The sequence below is a fragment of the Dellaglioa kimchii genome, assembly GCF_046115505.1.
In the GTDB taxonomy this organism is placed as follows: Bacteria; Bacillota; Bacilli; order Lactobacillales; family Lactobacillaceae; genus Dellaglioa; species Dellaglioa kimchii.
Genome location: NZ_CP170736.1, coordinates 53,191 through 70,975 on the forward strand (window position 1 = coordinate 53,191; position 17,785 = coordinate 70,975).

Genomic DNA, 17,785 nt, shown 5'->3' on the forward strand with positions numbered 1-17,785 from the left:
GATGACAGTTATTTTAAATACGTGGATTTTTGAGAATGATGTGAAAAATGGGATTAAGCAGGATGAATTGGTTGATCGCGTTTCGAAACTAAGTGTTGACGGTATCGAAGTTAGACGTGAATATTTTAAAGATTTAGATAGTGAATTACCAAAAGTTGCAAAAAAAGCAAAACAATACGGATTAATTGTAAATTATAGTGTTCCTGATCAAGTCTTTTTAGATGATGGGACGCTAAATCCTAAATTGGTTACTTATTTTCAAGAAGGTTTAATTATGGGAATCAAAAAAATAAAATTTAATATTGGAAATTTTGCAGCATTTACTGGAGATTTAAAGCAGGCTTTTAGTGAAGTTCCTTTAGATAAAATAACAATGAATGTTGAAAATGACCAAACTGAATTAAGTGGCAGTGTTAAGGCATTAACGACATTTTTAGGAAGTACTAAACAACAAAATGTGCCTGTTGGTTATGTTTATGACCTTGGAAATTGGGCCTTTACTAAACAAGATGCTATTCAGAGTGCAGATGAACTTTCACAATATACGGACTATATCCATTTGAAAAACGTTATTAATAATGATGGAGACTTAGTGACGTCGAAAAATTTAGATGAAGGAATGTTTGATTGGCGAGCTATATTAGCCCATCTACCAAAAAAAGTGGCGTTTGCTCTTGAATACCCAATGGATAATAAAGCGTTAATTCAATCCCAGATAGTGTTATTAAAAAAAGAAATTGAGGACTAGCTTATGGCAACCCTAATACCGATTTTATTATTAATCACTTTTGCAGGGTTTATTATTTACATTTTAAAGGGTGGAAACATCATGGTCGGGTTCTTCGTAATGGCTATTTTATGGTCTATCATTGGACAAATTCCATTTGATAAGGCAGTCCAAAAAGTATTTGCTGAACCAGCACTGAATTATGGACCGACAATTATCTATATTGCATTTGGATCATGGTTCGGTAGGGTTCTTGTAGACAGTGGGATTGCGCCTGCAATTTCAGAAGCGACGAAAAAAGTTGGTAAAAAGCGACCATTAATAGCAGCTATTTTAATAGTTTTAGTAACAGCGTTTATTTTTGTAAGCGCATACGGAGTGGGATCTGTGATTGCGATAGGAGTTATTTTATTACCAATCATGTTGTCATTAGGTATTCCGAGGGACATCGCACTTACAGCGTTCGTAATGTCGATCGGGGCACCAATGTACATTAATGTTGTTTTATTCAATCAAATTAAAGCCTTTTTTCCAAATGCCGTATATGGCGGACAATATTTAATATTTGGTTGGACAGCAATGACGATTCAATTAATCGCGGTAATTATTTTCTTGGTTTTACATCGCAAGAAATTTACTCAAGAAAATGTTGATTCAAATCTAAAAATTATTGGTGAGACACAACAAGATTCTGAAAGTAGACCTATACCCAAAATTGCATTTATTGCACCAATTATTCCGGTCGTTATGAATATGGTTTTTGGCTGGGATGCCATTCCAGGATTAACTTTAGCAACATTGTTTGCGATAGCTGTAACTGGAAATATGAAAGGATATAAGAATTTCGTCGACTTCTTGAATAGTACGATTCAAAAAGCGATTGGTGATATCGCAGGATTGATTATGTTTTTAATGGCATTAGTGATGTTTGCTGGTGCCGCTCAGTTGAACGCTGTTAGATTTCAACATGTATTCAGTCTGATATTACCGCATGACCATTTGATTCTTGCTATTGTATTTGGGGTATTAGCACCGCTCGCGTTATTCAGAGGTCCGTTACATGTTTGGGGTGCTGGAGCTGCAACTGCAGCGGTTCTTTCGGGAACTGGGCTGTTCAATGATGCCTTCTTATTACCACTTCTCTTTGTACCTGCACTTCTTGCTGTTTCAACAGGAATTACGCAATCATGGAATGTTTGGGGCCTTGATTATATGAAAGTCCAATCGAAGGACTTATTAAAACGGGGTGTTCCAATCATGTGGTTTGTTTCAATTATTAATGAAGTTTTAGTTTATTACTTTTTCGGTTAAAATTAAGAGACATGAAGGGAAGAAAATATAATGAGTGAAGTTATAACAATTGGCGAACCAATCATTACATTTGCCTCAAAAGATATGGACCAAAGTTTATCAGAATCAGTTAATTATGTAAAAATTTTAGGTGGAGCAGAATTAAACGTAGCGATTGGCGTTAAACGCTTAGGACATGATGTTGAATATGTTTCTCGAGTTGGAACAGAACCTTTTGGACAATATGCGAAGAGTATTATTTCTGGACATGGCGTGGGGATTGATTATATTAGCGAAAGTGAAAATCATTGGACGGGGCATCAATTGAAACAGCTCGTATCAACGGGTGACCCTGAGACTTTTAATTATCGTAAAGGGTCGGCCGCAGCTCATTTAACAAGTGATCGAATTGATGCAATAAATTTAGACGATGTCAAAATAGCACATATGTCTGGTATTTTCCCAGCTATTTCAGATGTGGCCGAAAAAACATTTAGAACGTTATTAACACGCCTTGTTGACAACCAAAAATTTATTACATTTGATCCTAATCTACGACCAACATTGTGGAAAAGTAAAGATTATATGGTTGCGACCGTTAATGAACTGGCAGGTTATGCAGATGTTGTTTTACCAGGTGTTGAAGAAGGAAAGATTCTGATGGGTAGTGATAATCCAGAAGAAATTGCCGACTTTTATTTAAAAGGTAAACGAACGAAAACGGTGATTGTTAAAACAGGAGCAAGTGGTGCATTTATCAAACATTCAGATGGTAGTACAAAAACGATTAAAGGCTTCAAAGTGGATAAAGTTGTGGATACTGTTGGTGCAGGCGATGGATTTGCATTAGGTGTTATTACAGCATTATTGGAAAACAAATCAATGGAGTCAGCCGTTTTACGAGGAAACGCAGTCGGTGCGCTTCAAGTTCAGACACCAGGTGATAATGATGGCTACCCAACACCTAAAGAACTACAGGATTTTTATAAAAAGGAGGGCGTACAGGAATAATGAAATTACAAGTCGCTATTGATCGTGTTACGTTAGAAAATCTCCTGGAGAGTGTGAGCTACTTAGATGGTGTTGTTGATGTCATCGAAGTTGGGACCTCTTTGATTAAAGATTATGGGATAAATGCGTTAGAAAATGTTACGAAAAAAGGTCATCAATCAGAAGTATTATTTGATTTAAAGACAATTGATGAGGGTGTTTATGAATTTGAAAAGGGATTCTCTGCTAATGCGGATACGTTAACAGTTATGGCAAGTTCATCAATTGATACGATTGAACAAGTTTATGCATTAACTGTTAATCAGAAAAAAAATATTTTGATAGATTTATTAGAAGTAGACGAGACAAAAATCGAAAAACTACAACAATTTGATGAAGCTATTTTTGGATTACACTACTCACATGATAAGAAAGATCAAGATTTTGATGCCGTAAAAGCGGTGGCTGAATTCCATGCTAAATTTCCAAATATAAAAAAAATTGCAGTTGCCGGTGGTATTGATATTGAACAAGCAAAAAGATTGGCTAAACAAGGTATCGTGGAGAGAATCATTGTTGGTGGTAAAATAATGAATAGCGAGAAACCATTAGATATGGCAAAAAAATTTATGGAGGTTATTAAATGAGTTTACTTAATGAAATAATGGATGAAATTAACGCGGTTATTGCTAAAGTTAGTGACGATCAATTAAATGATGCTGAAAAGCTAATTACGAAAGATAAAAGAATTTTTATTTTAGGTGCTGGACGATCTGGGTTAATGGCAAAAGGGTTCGCAATGAGATTAATGCATATCGGTTATACGGTCTTTGTAATCGGCGAGACAATTACACCGTCAATCGCGGAAGGGGATGTATTAGTTTCTGTTTCTGGCTCTGGGACAACTAAAAGTGTACTTGAACCAACTGAAAGTGCTAAGAAAATTGGTGTTAAAGTAGTCGGACTTACAAGTAATGGCGAGTCTCCTTTAGCAAAAATATCTGACGCAGTCATCGTTGTGCCTGGTGCAACAAAAGCTGATAACAGTGTGAAGTCAATTCAATTATTGAGTACGCTATTTGATCAAAGCGTGCATATCACTCTGGATGCATTAGTGCTGAAGATGAGTCGTAGAGACAATGTATCAAATGCTCAAGCAAAGGCGAGCCATAGTAATTTAGAATAATAACTACTATGATTATAAACTAAGCTCCGATGTGGGAATATTAATCCAATGCCGGAGCTTTTTTTTGTGTTTCCATATAATTCTTTAACTGTAATACACAGGTAAAGAATAAGTACTTATCCATAGGTTAAAGCCGAAATAAACTGGATTCTTTGAAAAGTAAAGTATGATATAATTATTTACAACTAGAATATGATGTAGGAGAAATAAAGAATGAATGAAAAAAAACTTTCGATTGTTGTTCCAATTTATAATATCAGTAATTATCTTGAAGCATGTTTGTCTTCTTTCTTAGTACAAGGAATTGATAATTTTGAGGTTATCATGGTAAATGATGGCTCAACTGATAACTCTGGAGAAATTGCAAAACGCTATGAAGAGGAATATGAGAATTATAAACTACTCGATCAAAAAAATGGTGGGTTAGGATATGCAAGAAATTCTGGTGCAGCGGCTGCAACAGGGGATTATTTAACTTTCGTTGATTCCGATGATATTATTCCTGAAGATTCATATAAAAAAATGTTAGAGATTATTGAAAAATCTCATTCTGATTTTATTATCGGTAATGTTATTCGATTTAATTCTAGAAAAAGTTATGGCTCCGTATTACATAAACGTATCTTTAGAGAAGACATGATTGGAACTAATATTCATGATACGCCAGAATTAATTAATGATACAACTGCTTGGAATAAAGTATTTGATATCAATTTTTGGCGAAAAAATGATTTTAAGTTTCCTGAAGGAATGTTATATGAAGATATTCCAGTTTCTATTCCTGCACATGCAATGGCTGAAAAAGTCGATATATTAACAGATGTAACTTATAAATGGCGAGCTCGTGACGCTGGTGATAGCTCTATCACACAGCAAAGGAGTTCTATTGATAATTTTAATGATCGTATGAAGGCGATTAATAGTGTTCGCCAATTTTTTAAGAAACAACATATAGCTCAATCACTTGATGATACTTTTGATTACAAAAATTTCCAGTTTGATTTTCCTCTCTACATGCATCTTATGAATGATGTTGAAGAAGATTACCAAGATATTTTTTATAAAACTATTCAAGAATATTTTCCTAAAATATCTCAAGAGGTATTTTTAAAAATTAGTTTGAAAAATAGAATTCAATATCAATTAATTAGTGAAAATAAAATAGCTGAATTTAAAGATTTTATTCGCCAAATTAAAGTGAATAAGTATAAACCACGTAAGTATAAATTAGGATATAGTTATGATTATCCGTATAAAGAAATTTTGGAAGAAAATTCACGATATGTGTCTAAAGAAGAATTTAGAGTTAACATGGATATTGAAGAGGCTTACTGGGAAAAAGATTCATTTAAACTTAGCTGGACTACTTTTTTATGGGGAATCTCAGAAAAACATAAAAAAAACATCTCGGTTTCGGCATCACTAGTTAACAGTGATCGTTCTCAAAAAATTGATATTCTAAGTGCTGTAAAGATTAAGTTTAATCCAATGATGACGTTACGAAAAAGTGGATTTAGTAGAAAATTAAAGGTACCTTACCTGAAAGACAATTACAATTACTCTAAGTTTGAGTTGGATTTACCAATTAAAAATCTGATGACTCAGATGCAACCTAACGAATCATATTATGTATTAATAAATTATAATATTAATGGGATTATAAAGGAGAGTATTTTAAATTCACCTAAGAAGGGATTATCTAATAAACCTAACTATCAACTAATGGAAGATAATGTTGTCACTCCAAGCTATAATATTAAATGGGAACTTGAATTCAAAAAAAACGTGGCTCCCGTTATTGTTGATAGAGTCAAAGAAATAGATGATGGTATTGAATTATCTGGTAAATGTGTAAAGGGTGAAAATAAATTATTTGCTAAGGATAGTTTAGAAAATTTAGTATTTGTTATGGATATGGTATTAAATAATGACGGCATATTTAAGGTGTTTATAACAAAGGAACAGATGAATAACGTTGATTTTTCTAAATTATATATATATTCTAATTTAAATAATCCGGTATCATTAGATCCTAAATTAATTAATGGTGTACATCATATTGCGGGTAAACAGCTATCACTCTATAACACGTTAGAGGGTGGATTAATTTTGGCTGTTGACCAACCTCAGTTTATTATAGAAAAAATAGAAAAAATTAAAAAAAGTTTTTCAATAGATATTCGTTATATGGATGTTGCTAATTATATTAAATCAAAGGAATCAGTAAGCTTAGTATTTAGCGGTAATAATGATGAATTTATTATTAAAATGAATAATTTAAAAATAGAAAATTCGGTTAAAATACTAACTTTCATGTTCGATCCTGCTGATATTTTTAAGACCTTTGATAGGTCATTCTCAGTTACAATTAATAGCAACGATAATGAAGAAGAAATCTATGCTTTTAGAAAAACGCTAGATGAAACACGTATTAAAAATGGTAAAACCCAGTATATCCTTAAATACAATTTTAATAATTCAACGATTAGATTTAATATCAAACAAGCATGGGGAATATTAGACAATAGTCCTAGAAAACAACTGGCACTTTCTAAATTTATTTATCCATTAATGCGATTATTACCTATACAGAAAAAAACGGCAGTATATGAATCTTTTTGGGGAAGAGAATTTAGTGACAACCCTAAAGCTATTTTAGAATATGTACAAGATAATCGACCGGATATAAAAAATGTTGTTTTTGTGAAGAATACGCTGAAAGATTATAGCGATATTAATGCAAAAATTTATCGTAAAAATTCATTTATGTACTTTTATACACTAGCACGTGCTCAATATTTTTTTAATAATGTTAATTTTCCTGATCATTACAATAAACGTAAAAATGCGATAGAGGTTCAAACAATGCATGGAACACCGCTTAAAAAGTTGGGATTTGATAATCCTGGAGAAATTAAAGATTCTGCTAAAAAGGGATTTATAGAGCGAAATTCTAGATGGGATTATTTAACAGTTCCAAGTGATTATGTTGCTGAAATTGCTCAATCAGCGTACCTATTTAATAAAACATTTTTAAATGTTGGTTATCCAAGAAATGACAGTTTATTTATTCCAACGACAAAAAATGAAAAAAATAGCATACTAGAGAAGTACAATTTACCGTTAGATAAAAAAATTATTTTTTATGCACCTACTTGGAGATCTAAAGGGAAATATGCAATGCCTATAGATCTAATTGAGATGAAAGAAAAATTTTCAGATGAATATATTTTTGTTATAAAATTACATCATTTTTCTATTCCAAGCTATTCTTTAGAAGGACTTGAAGATTTTGCAATCGATTTATCTAATCAAAGTGATATTAGAGATTTATATAAGGTGTCGGACATGATGATTACAGATTATTCCTCTGTGATGTTTGATTATGCACTTTTGAAAAAACCAATGCTTTTTTATGCATATGATTATGATAATTATAAAGATAACTTACGTGAACTTTATTTTGATTTTGAAAAGGAAGCTCCTGGGGCATTTATCAGGAATACAGAGTCACTTATTAGTGAAATACAAGATATTGATAAATATTTTGAAAAATATCAAAATAAAATTAAAGCTTTTGATGACAAGTTTATCCAATATGATAAAGGAACAGCATCAGAGCAGGTTGTTAAAACTATCATTAAATAAGTTTGTTTGGAAGAATTAAGTGTATAAACATGAGAGAACCCTCCGTTTTCTTTAGGCTGGTTGAACTCAGTCTAAGAAATGAAGGTTTCTTTTTGTATAGAACAAGTTTGGTTCTTTAAAAATTATTAATATGTCTAGAGGGGGGCTTCATATGTTAAAACGGTTAAAAAATTCTAAATTAATGTTTTGGTCACTTGAATTGTTAATTGTAGCCACGTTAATTTGGATGTGTACAAAAATAAGTTTTATTTTTAGTCCGATTGGAACGTTTATTTCCACATTATTTATTCCGATTATTATATCTGGGTTTTTATTTTATTTATTTAATCCGGTCGTTAAATTTTTAATGAAAATAAAAATTAAAAAATTCAAATTCTCTCGAACGTTATCAGTTGCCATTCTATTTGTATTCTTAGCAATTCTTTTAGTTGCATTAATAGGGTATCTGATTCCGAGAGTAGTTAGTCAGTTAAGTCAATTGGTGATTAACATACCAGATTATGCAAATGCAGTTAGTGAGTCGTCCAAAGATACGTTTAATCATTTAAATAAATATGCTTGGTTTAAAGAAATTGATTTTACTAGCTATTTAAACCAGTTTGAAAATTCTATAGGCACATATTTCAAATCAATTGCAACCAATTTGACGAACTCGATTGGATCAATGATTGGGGTTGTAACGAGTGTGACAGTTGTTGCACTGACAGTCCCTGTAATGTTGTTTTATATGTTAAAAGATGGTCAAAAATTAGTCCCAACCCTTAAAAAACTTGTTCCGGAAAAACATGGGGATGAGCTCGTTGAATTGCTTGACCGCATGGGTGATACAATTTCAGCGTACATTGGTGGACAAGCTATTGAATGTATTTTCGTTGGGGTATTTACCGCAATTGGGTACTCAATTATTGGCATGCCATATATTATGTTATTAGGAGTTGTGGCTGGTCTTGCTAATATTATTCCTTATATCGGACCTTATATTGGTATTTTTCCAGCATTGATTATTGCGGTAACGCAGTCTACTCAAATGGTTATTTTTGTAGTGATTGTTGTGTTAATTGTCCAACAAATTGATGGTAATTTTGTCTATCCTAATGTTATAGGCAAATCATTAAATATACATCCATTGACGATTATTGTATTATTGCTAGTAGCTGGTAATATTGCTGGACTTTTAGGAATGATTTTAGGGATTCCCTTATACGCTGTTGTAAAGGTCGTTATTAAATACTTTTACGATATTCGACAATTGCAGGAAAAATAAGACAGTCATAATAGTTTATGATAAAATATATTATTATTGATAATGACAGAGGAGCAAAAACATGAAAAAAATAATTACTTATGGAACATTCGATTTATTACACAAGGGTCATGTGCGTATTTTACAGCGCGCTAAAGCAATGGGCGATCATTTAACAGTTTGTATTTCAACAGATAAATTTAACGCAATTAAAGGTAAAAAGGCTTACACATCATATGAAGATCGTAAATTCATTTTAGAAGCAATTAAGTACGTGGATGAAGTGATTCCAGAAACTGAATGGGATCAAAAAATTAGCGATGTTGTTGATAACCAGATTGATACATTTGTGATGGGTGACGATTGGACAGGTAAGTTTGATTTTCTAAGTGATTATTGCGAGGTTATTTACTTACCAAGGACAGACGGTATTTCAACAACAAAGATTAAAAAAGATCTAGGAATGAACTTATAAAATAGTTTATTTGTGTAGTAAGGAGAACAAATAATGAATAAAATTAAAAAAGCATTTAAATATATAATTAAAAGATCAGGACGTCAAGTTTTGATACTATTGAATGACTTTTTGGTTAAATTCTCAGTTAACAAACATCAAGTTATATTTGAAAGTTTTAATGGTCGAGATATTAATGATAACCCAATGGCCATTTACAAGCAGACTAGACTAGACTTTGGCGAAGAAAATGCAAAGCTTTTATATTTTAGCGTTAAACCAAGTATGTACAATAAATTAAAAGAACAGTATCCTGAAATTAATTTAATAAAACGCTTTGGATTTTCTTGGACTATCAAAATGGCGAGGGCTGAATTTTGGGTATTTAATTCGAGACTACCTACCTGGTGGAAAAAGAATCCAAAAACGATTTATATTCAAACGTGGCATGGGACACCATTAAAGCATTTAGGTATGGATATTGAAAAAGTTGCAATGCCAGGATCAACCACAGAACAGTATCATGCTAATTTCACTGCAGAAGCAGCTCGTTGGGATTATTTAATAGCTCCTAATCAGTATTCGAAAAATATTTTTGAAAGTGCATTTGCTTTTAAAAATAAATCACTGGATATTGGGTACCCAAGAAATGATAGTCTATCCGTTGATAATAACGAAAAAAATATTAAGTCATTAAAAAAGGCATATCTAGATAATGAAGATGCTAATGTTGTCCTTTATGCGCCCACATGGCGAGATGATAATTTCTATACTCGAGGCGTTTATAAATTCGAAATGGCTTTTTCATTCGAATCATTTTTTCAACATGTATCAGAAGATACTATTTTAATTATGCGACCTCATTATTTAGTTAAGAATAGTATCAACATTGAAGGGTTTGAAGATCGTGTCAAAATTATGGCAGATGAAAATATTACTGAATTATATTTAATGAGTGATATGATGATTACGGATTATTCGTCAGTGATGTTTGATTTTGCTAATTTGAATCGACCAATGATGTTTTATTGTTATGATTTGGAACATTATCGGGATGAACTGCGCGGCTTTTATATCAACTTTGAGATGGAAGCACCAGGTCCAATCGTAGAAAAAGAAGCAGATTTTTATAAACAATTAGATGTCTATACACAAAATGGCGGTTATCCTGGTTATGAAAAACAATTTAAAGATTTTCAAAATAAATTTATTGAATGGGATAACGGAAAAGCTTCTCAAAAAGTTTCTGATATTATCCTAGGTAAGTAAGCATATTCTCCTTATGGGAGGGTATGCTTTTTATTTTTTAAAATATAAATACTGATAGCATCGGATAAGATGTTAATTTTTAGTGATTAATGGTAGAATTGTATAAGCGTAAGTGTATACATATTATTATTGATAATTAAAATAACTGAATGATTAATGGTGATAAAATGGAAGATTATAAAATTCGATTAGAGTATGTTACAAAAGGTATAACAAGCAAAAAGAATCGAAAAATTGATAAGGATTCAAAGGATATCTATTGGGCTTTGAGGGGTATTTCGTTTGATATTTATCGTGGTGAATTTTTTGGTATTATTGGCATGGGTGGTTCAGGTAAAGCAACGTTATCTGACATTCTAGCTGGTAAAGCCAAACAAACAACGGGTTTTCTAACAATGGCCGGTCATACAACGATTGTATCGTATGAGACGCAATTAAAACGTGATAAAACGGCTGTTCAAAATATTAAAGAAGCAATTATTGATTCTAAGATTGATTACAAGAATAGCGATCAAACGTTGAATAATGTTTTAAATTTTGCAGATTTAGGGGTATTAAAAGAAAGTAAAATTGAAGATTACTCTCCCGATATGCGTGCACGAGTTGAGTTAGCAATGGCCTTTTTCATTGAACCTGATATTATTATTTTAGATGGTATTTTATCAGCATTAGATGATATTTTTTATCAGAAAACAGTTGATAAAATTAAAAGCTTGCAGACAGAGGGAAAAACTTTTGTACTTGCTAGTCAAGACTTACAACAAATGGAGTTCTTAACAGACAGAATTGCATGGATTCAAAACGGCCAACTGATGGATATCGGTGAGTCTGAAAAAGTTGTTATGAGCTATTTGGATTTTGTTGCTTGGTATGATAGTTTGACTGATGAGAAACGAAGTGAGTACGATAAACAACGTGATTCAGAACGTAAATCATTTAGTGTAGAGACGTTATATACACAGTATAAAAAAACGCATTTTGATCCTGATATGCCTCGATCAATTGAGTTACGTCGAAGAGATGCCTTTTATAACGGACAAGCATTCGACGATACAAAATATTTTTTAAAAAAGAAAAATAGAAAAAAACACGGCAAACTAGCTTTGGTAGTTATTGGTATTTTGATTTTAGCAGTAATAGGAACAGTTTCTGCCAAGTATGTTCAAATGAACAATGATAAGCAAGAATCGAGTTCAAGCGTTCGACGTCAGAAGTCTGTAAATAAGTCAAAAAAAATAGCAATTTCAAGCTCAATTAGTAGAGCTGATGACTCTAAAAAAGTTATGGCATCGTCTAAATCTAAATCAGCTAAAGTTGCTTCAAGTAAGTCAGCCAAACAGTCTGCTGAAAAAAAACGGCAGAATGAGTCGCTTGCTAAAGCTAAGGCAGAAAGTGAATCCGTTCTAGCTAGAGAGTCATCTGAAAGGGTAGCTAGTTCTGAGTCAGCAGCAAAAGAAAGTAGTGAAAATAAGGAAAGTAGTGAAAAGAAAGAAAGTATCAGTAAAATTAGCACGAAGATGTTTGAGGTAGGTAGTGGGGATAGTTTATCAAGTATCGCGACTGCCAACAATACAACCAGTGATCAATTGATGGATATCAATGAATTATCATCAAATCTTTTGCATATAGGACAAAAAATAAAAGTACCTAAATAAATGTGAGTTAACTCGGAGGAAGTTATGAAATTAAGAACTAAAGTAATTATTGGTATAGTTGCAGTTGTATGTATCGGTGGTGGGACGATATTAGCTAGTACGAAAGCTGGTCGTGACGTTGTTGAGTGGGTTGCTAATCGTGGGTCATCTGAACAACAAAAAAAAGAGTACGCTGAACAACAAAAATTAGCTGAATCAAAATATGGTAAGAGTGATTCTAGTTCAAAATCAAAACCAAAAAAGAAGAAAACTGAAAAGAAAAAATCTGTGTCTAAAAAAAGTAAATCAACGTCGTCTTCATCGTCAAGTTCTAATATTGATACGGATACGATAACTGTTGTTTATGGTGATTCATTGTCATCTATTGCGTTAAGTCATGATATGACAGTGAAGGAACTAATTGCATTAAATGACATGGAAAACACAACATTAAGACCTGGACAATCGCTTAAGGTTGTTGCTGGAAGTGGAAGAAGTATAGATACCACATCTTCAGATACAACAGGCACAGATAATACTAGTTCTGATAATACAACTTCAGACAACACAACAAGTTCATACTCTAATACAGATACAACTTCAGACAGTGCAACAAGATCATATTCCACTGCAGATACAAGCTCAAATAGTACAACGAGTTCAGATACTTCTAGTACAGATAACACAACAAGATCATATTCTAGTTCAACGTTAGATACATCAAGCTCAACCAGTGGGGATACAACTACTAATTAGTAATCGGTTTTCTGAATGCTAATAGGTGTATAATACCCGTAGTTTAAAAAATAAAGATAAATGAATTGGAGCGGATGAGTAAATGAGTTCAGACCCTGGTCACGAACTGCTGTTGCAGCTGTTATTATTAGTCATTTTGATGTTAGTGAATGCCTACTTTTCAGCTGCAGAATTAGCAGTAGTTTCAGTAAATCGTAATAAAATTGAGGCAGAGGCGAAAGCTGGAGATAAAGGTGCAATAAGAATTCTTGGTATCTTAAATAATTCAACATCATTTTTATCAACCATCCAAATTAGTATTACTTTCGCCGGATTCTTGTCTTCAGCTTTTGCAGCAACATCTTTGGCTAAATATGTTGAACCATTGTTTGGAAATGCTGTGTGGGCACATGATGTTGCAGTAGTTATCGTTACGTTGATTTTATCTTATTTTTCATTAGTTTTAGGAGAATTATATCCTAAACAATTGGCACTACAGATGCCAGACAAAATTGCCAGAGCAACGACTGGACCTATTCAACTTATTGCGATTGTTTTCAAACCATTCAACTGGTTGTTATCAATTTCAATCCGTGCCTTAGAAAAAATAACACCAATCAAGTTTAATAAAAATAATATTGAAGTCATCAGTCGACAAGAGATTGTTCATATGATTCAAACCGGCGAAGAGCGTGGTGCTATTGATTCAGATGAATATGAAATGATGGAAGGTGTTATTTCGTTACACACGAAATTTGCTCGTGAAGTTATGGTCGCTAGAACTGATGCTTTTATGATTGATTTACAAAACGATAATGATCGTAATATTGATGCTATTTTAAATCAACCTTATTCTCGTGTACCCGTTTATAGTGATGATAAAGATAACGTCGTTGGCGTTGTTCATATCAAAAACTTACTTAAAGCTGCTAGAGCAAAAGGGTTCGATAGAATTAGTTTACGTCAAATTATGCAAGAGCCCATGTTTATTCCAGAAACGATGGCTGTTGATGATTTGTTATTCGAAATGAAGAAAACCCATACTCAATTAGCTATTTTGTTGGATGAATATGGTGGTGTTGTTGGGCTTGCCACAATTGAAGATTTAATTGAAGAAATTGTTGGTGATATCGATGATGAATCGGATAGTCCTGATGATACATTGAGAAAAATTAATGCACATGAATACATTGTACAAGGCCGAATGACACTTGATGATTTTAATGATGAATTTAATTGTGATATCAATGTTAAAGATGTAGACACAATTGCGGGATTCGTCTTAACGGAATTAGGTCGAATTCCCGGTAATAATGAACAATTACAGATTACACTTCACAATGGTATACTTCTTGAAACGGAAAAAATGGACGGTTCTCGATTGGTAGAATTGAAAGTTATGATTCCTGAAACACGGTTAAAAGATTCTTTAAAGAGTAAAGAATAAAATAGGGGATGATAAGGTCAATAGAACTCTAATAAGTTCCGTTGACCTTATCATTTTTTACGTCGAAGTTCATTATCATTTATGATAAACTATGAGTAATATGTTTTAGAGAGGACAAAAAATGAATACAGAAGAATTAGAGACTCAAGTAAAAAAACGCCGAACATTTGCGATTATTTCTCATCCGGATGCTGGTAAAACAACCATTACAGAACAATTACTTTTATTCGGTGGGGTTGTCCGTTCTGCCGGAACAGTTAAGGGTAAAAAATCTGGAACTTTTGCAAAATCTGATTGGATGGAAATTGAAAAGAAACGTGGTATTTCCGTTACTAGTTCAGTTATGCAATTTGATTACGCTGATAAGCGAGTTAATATTTTAGATACTCCTGGTCATGAAGATTTTTCAGAAGATACCTACCGAACATTAATGGCCGTAGATTCAGCAGTCATGGTTATTGATTCTGCAAAAGGAATTGAACCTCAAACAAAGAAATTATTTAAAATTTGTAAAATGCGTGGCATTCCTATTTTTACATTCATCAATAAGATGGATCGCGATGGGCGTGAACCACTTGATTTAATGGCTGAACTTGAAGAAGTCTTGGGTGTTGAATCCTACCCAATGAACTGGCCAATTGGTATGGGTAAAGGTTTAAAGGGATTATATGATATCTACAACCATCGTATCGAACTATACCAAAAAGAAGATAAGGGTATGGACTACGTTGATTTAAATGACGCTGGTGAGATTGAAGGCGACCATCCTTTAAAAGAAGATAGTATCTATCAAGAAGTGCTAGATGAAATTGAATTATTGGGCGATGCTGGTAATACTTTTGATGAAGCAAAAATTGCAACAGGGGATTTAACGCCTGTTTTCTTTGGATCAGCATTAACCAACTTCGGTGTAAAAACGTTCTTAGATATTTATTTGAACTATGCACCAGCACCACAAGAACATAAAACAATTGAAGAAACAACGATACAACCAACTGATGAACATTTTTCTGGGTTTGTTTTCAAAATTCAAGCCAATATGAATCCTAATCATCGTGATCGAATTGCGTTTATCCGAATTTGTTCAGGTGAATTTGAACGAGGGATGGATGTTAAATTAGCAAGAACTGAAAAGAAAATGCGTTTATCTAATTCAACCCAATTTATGGCGGACTCTCGTGAAGTTTTAGAATCTGCTGTAGCTGGTGATATTATTGGATTATATGATACTGGGAATTTCCAAATTGGCGATACAATTAGTAACATGAAGAAACCAATTACCTTTGAAAAATTACCTCAATTTACGCCTGAATTATTCATGAGCGTTAATGCTAAAAATGTAATGAAACAAAAATCATTCCATAAGGGTATTCAACAGTTGGTTCAAGAAGGTGCTGTTCAATTATATAGAAGTTACAATACGGGTGACTATATTCTTGGTGCTGTTGGTCAACTTCAATTTGAAGTCTTCCAATTCAGAATGTTAAACGAATATAATTCAGAAGTTATCATGACACCAATGGGTTCTAAAACGGCTCGTTGGATTGATCCAGAACAATTGGATGAAAAGATGTCAAGTTCACGTAACTTACTTGTTAAAGATCGACAAGATTTACCGTTATTCTTATTTGAAAATGCATTCGCAGAGCGCTGGTTTGCTGACAAATATCCAAACGTTACGTTAACATCAAAATTATAAACGAAAAGAGGTATACCAATTGGTATACCTCTTTTTTTGAATGTTGATTAATTGGTTCTATTGCAACTGTTGTTGGTGAATATATTATGAAGGGTGTTGTCACTTTGTGACAATGCCTTTTTTTATGCTCTTATTTCTCATTACAAAGAAAACACGGTTCCTAAAATGTCTAAAATTACTGAATCCGTAGGCATTACGTTTAATAATTTTCAATTTATTGTTAGTGCCTTCAAGTGGGCCATTAGAATAAGGATAGTTAATGGCATTTTTTACATAGTCTTCATGTTCAATTAAAATAAGTAAACTTTTTTTAAAATAAGTTGAAACTTCGTTTTCTGAATGCAAGATATTGGCTACGCTGTCCCAATCTTTAGTTGCTATACTGGACATCATTCGTTGTAACAGTTGGTAAGTTGCCGATAATATTTTATCTAAGCCTAATAAATGATCAACAACTTCTGTTTCAGTTGCCGCGTAATTAAAGTAAGTCCATTTACGAAATATCTTATAATTTAATTTTGACATAGGTTTTAAAAGTAATTTCCAATAACGTTTTAAGACCTTATAGTCAGTTGAAGTAATCGCATAATTCTTCATGATTTGAATTCTGGTTTTATTAAATGCGCGCATGAGTGAATTAACAATGTGAAAGCGATCATAGACAACAATAGCATTCGGGAACAAAGTTCCCGCAAACTTTGGATAGGTATAATTCATATCAGTAACGATTACTTTGACATTTTCTCGGGCTTTTAACGTGAATCGTTTAAAATACTTAGTCACTTGATAAATTGTTCTAGTTTCAACAAGATCCAGTAGCTTATTTGTTGCGCCATCCATATATTCAAAACTAAGATGACCAGGTACAGCTTGAAGTTCATCCATTAAAAGGGTCTCAGGTAAGTAAGTTAAGTTTACTTTGAAGTCACTATCACTGGCGTCTAGGAGGCGACTTATATAGGAAGATGAAACATTAAGCTCATTAGCTATTTGTTTCATAGAAGAAGGACAAAGCATCTTTTCTAAACAGGCCATTCTCGTATTTTCAGAAATGGAACAATTTTTATTAACGAGTGTTGTTTGAGCCAAAAAGTAAGTTTGACATTCTTTACAGTAGAAATAACGTTTACGTAGTTTTAAAATAACGTCTAATTCAGAACAACGTGGCAGCCTAATTGAGACAGTCCGCCATCCGTAGTTAATAATTTGGTTATGGTTGAGAACCCCGCAGGAGTGGCAGGCTTTCGGACGGTAATCTAAAGTACCGTAAACGCTGATGACACCTGAATCAGAGAGTATTTGGATACAATTTTCATTAAATTTAATATTTTCGTCTTTAATATTTAGTAAAACTCTAGTATTATTTGTCATAGGGAACTCTTTTCTTTATTTGGGCTGGCTGGCCTATTATTTAAGGAACGGAGTTCCTTTTTTATATCATACAAAAAATCTGTTGCCAGTGA

Annotated in this window: 14 protein-coding genes; 13 read left to right on the forward strand and 1 reads right to left on the reverse strand. The window is 32.9% G+C overall.

The window, feature by feature from the left end; translation table 11 throughout:
- Window position 1: 1 nt before the first annotated feature.
- The 13 genes from ACE83Q_RS00250 (at window position 2) to ACE83Q_RS00310 (ending at window position 16,322) form a co-directional block, all read left to right on the forward strand.
- Window positions 2-748 (forward strand): sugar phosphate isomerase/epimerase family protein, encoded by a 747-nt coding sequence (locus tag ACE83Q_RS00250; RefSeq protein ID WP_409022839.1) that lies wholly within the window; start codon window positions 2-4, stop codon window positions 746-748.
- Between the two features lie 3 nt (window positions 749-751).
- On the forward strand, window positions 752-2,038 hold the full coding sequence (locus ACE83Q_RS00255) for a gluconate:proton symporter (RefSeq protein ID WP_409022144.1): 1,287 nt from the start codon (window positions 752-754) through the stop codon (window positions 2,036-2,038).
- A gap of 30 nt (window positions 2,039-2,068) precedes the next feature.
- Window positions 2,069-3,028, forward strand: coding sequence for a sugar kinase (locus tag ACE83Q_RS00260; RefSeq protein WP_409022145.1), 960 nt, complete (start codon window positions 2,069-2,071; stop codon window positions 3,026-3,028).
- Window positions 3,028-3,654, forward strand: coding sequence for an orotidine 5'-phosphate decarboxylase / HUMPS family protein (locus ACE83Q_RS00265; RefSeq protein WP_409022146.1), 627 nt, complete (start codon window positions 3,028-3,030; stop codon window positions 3,652-3,654). The genes ACE83Q_RS00260 and ACE83Q_RS00265 overlap by 1 nt, the downstream gene beginning before the upstream one ends.
- Window positions 3,651-4,193 carry a 6-phospho-3-hexuloisomerase gene (hxlB, locus tag ACE83Q_RS00270; RefSeq protein WP_409022147.1) on the forward strand — a complete coding sequence of 181 codons (543 nt, stop codon included), beginning with the start codon at window positions 3,651-3,653 and terminating at the stop codon, window positions 4,191-4,193. The genes ACE83Q_RS00265 and hxlB overlap by 4 nt, the downstream gene beginning before the upstream one ends.
- 213 nt (window positions 4,194-4,406) lie before the next feature.
- Window positions 4,407-7,841, forward strand: coding sequence for a CDP-glycerol glycerophosphotransferase family protein (locus ACE83Q_RS00275; protein ID WP_409022148.1), 3,435 nt, complete (start codon window positions 4,407-4,409; stop codon window positions 7,839-7,841).
- 151 nt (window positions 7,842-7,992) lie between these two features.
- Window positions 7,993-9,105: an AI-2E family transporter gene (locus tag ACE83Q_RS00280; RefSeq protein WP_409022149.1), complete on the forward strand. Its 1,113-nt coding sequence runs from the start codon at window positions 7,993-7,995 to the stop codon at window positions 9,103-9,105.
- A 61-nt stretch (window positions 9,106-9,166) separates the two neighbouring features.
- Complete coding sequence (gene tagD, locus ACE83Q_RS00285) at window positions 9,167-9,559, forward strand: glycerol-3-phosphate cytidylyltransferase (protein WP_409022150.1); 393 nt, start codon at window positions 9,167-9,169, stop codon at window positions 9,557-9,559.
- A 33-nt stretch (window positions 9,560-9,592) separates the two neighbouring features.
- Entirely contained in the window at window positions 9,593-10,807 is a 1,215-nt protein-coding gene (locus tag ACE83Q_RS00290; RefSeq protein ID WP_409022151.1) for a CDP-glycerol glycerophosphotransferase family protein, read from the forward strand.
- Between the two features lie 149 nt (window positions 10,808-10,956).
- On the forward strand, window positions 10,957-12,462 hold the full coding sequence (locus ACE83Q_RS00295; RefSeq protein WP_409022152.1) for an ATP-binding cassette domain-containing protein: 1,506 nt from the start codon (window positions 10,957-10,959) through the stop codon (window positions 12,460-12,462).
- A gap of 24 nt (window positions 12,463-12,486) precedes the next feature.
- Window positions 12,487-13,197, forward strand: coding sequence for a LysM peptidoglycan-binding domain-containing protein (locus tag ACE83Q_RS00300; RefSeq protein WP_409022153.1), 711 nt, complete (start codon window positions 12,487-12,489; stop codon window positions 13,195-13,197).
- A gap of 82 nt (window positions 13,198-13,279) precedes the next feature.
- On the forward strand, window positions 13,280-14,623 hold the full coding sequence (locus ACE83Q_RS00305) for a hemolysin family protein (RefSeq protein WP_409022154.1): 1,344 nt from the start codon (window positions 13,280-13,282) through the stop codon (window positions 14,621-14,623).
- A gap of 121 nt (window positions 14,624-14,744) precedes the next feature.
- A complete protein-coding gene (locus tag ACE83Q_RS00310; RefSeq protein WP_409022155.1) occupies window positions 14,745-16,322 on the forward strand; it encodes a peptide chain release factor 3 in 1,578 nt (525 codons plus the stop codon).
- Window positions 16,323-16,421: 99 nt separating this feature from the next.
- On the opposite strand, the gene ACE83Q_RS00315 is transcribed toward ACE83Q_RS00310, so the two are convergent.
- A complete protein-coding gene (locus ACE83Q_RS00315) occupies window positions 16,422-17,693 on the reverse strand; it encodes an ISL3 family transposase (RefSeq protein WP_409022156.1) in 1,272 nt (423 codons plus the stop codon).
- Window positions 17,694-17,785: the final 92 nt, after the last annotated feature.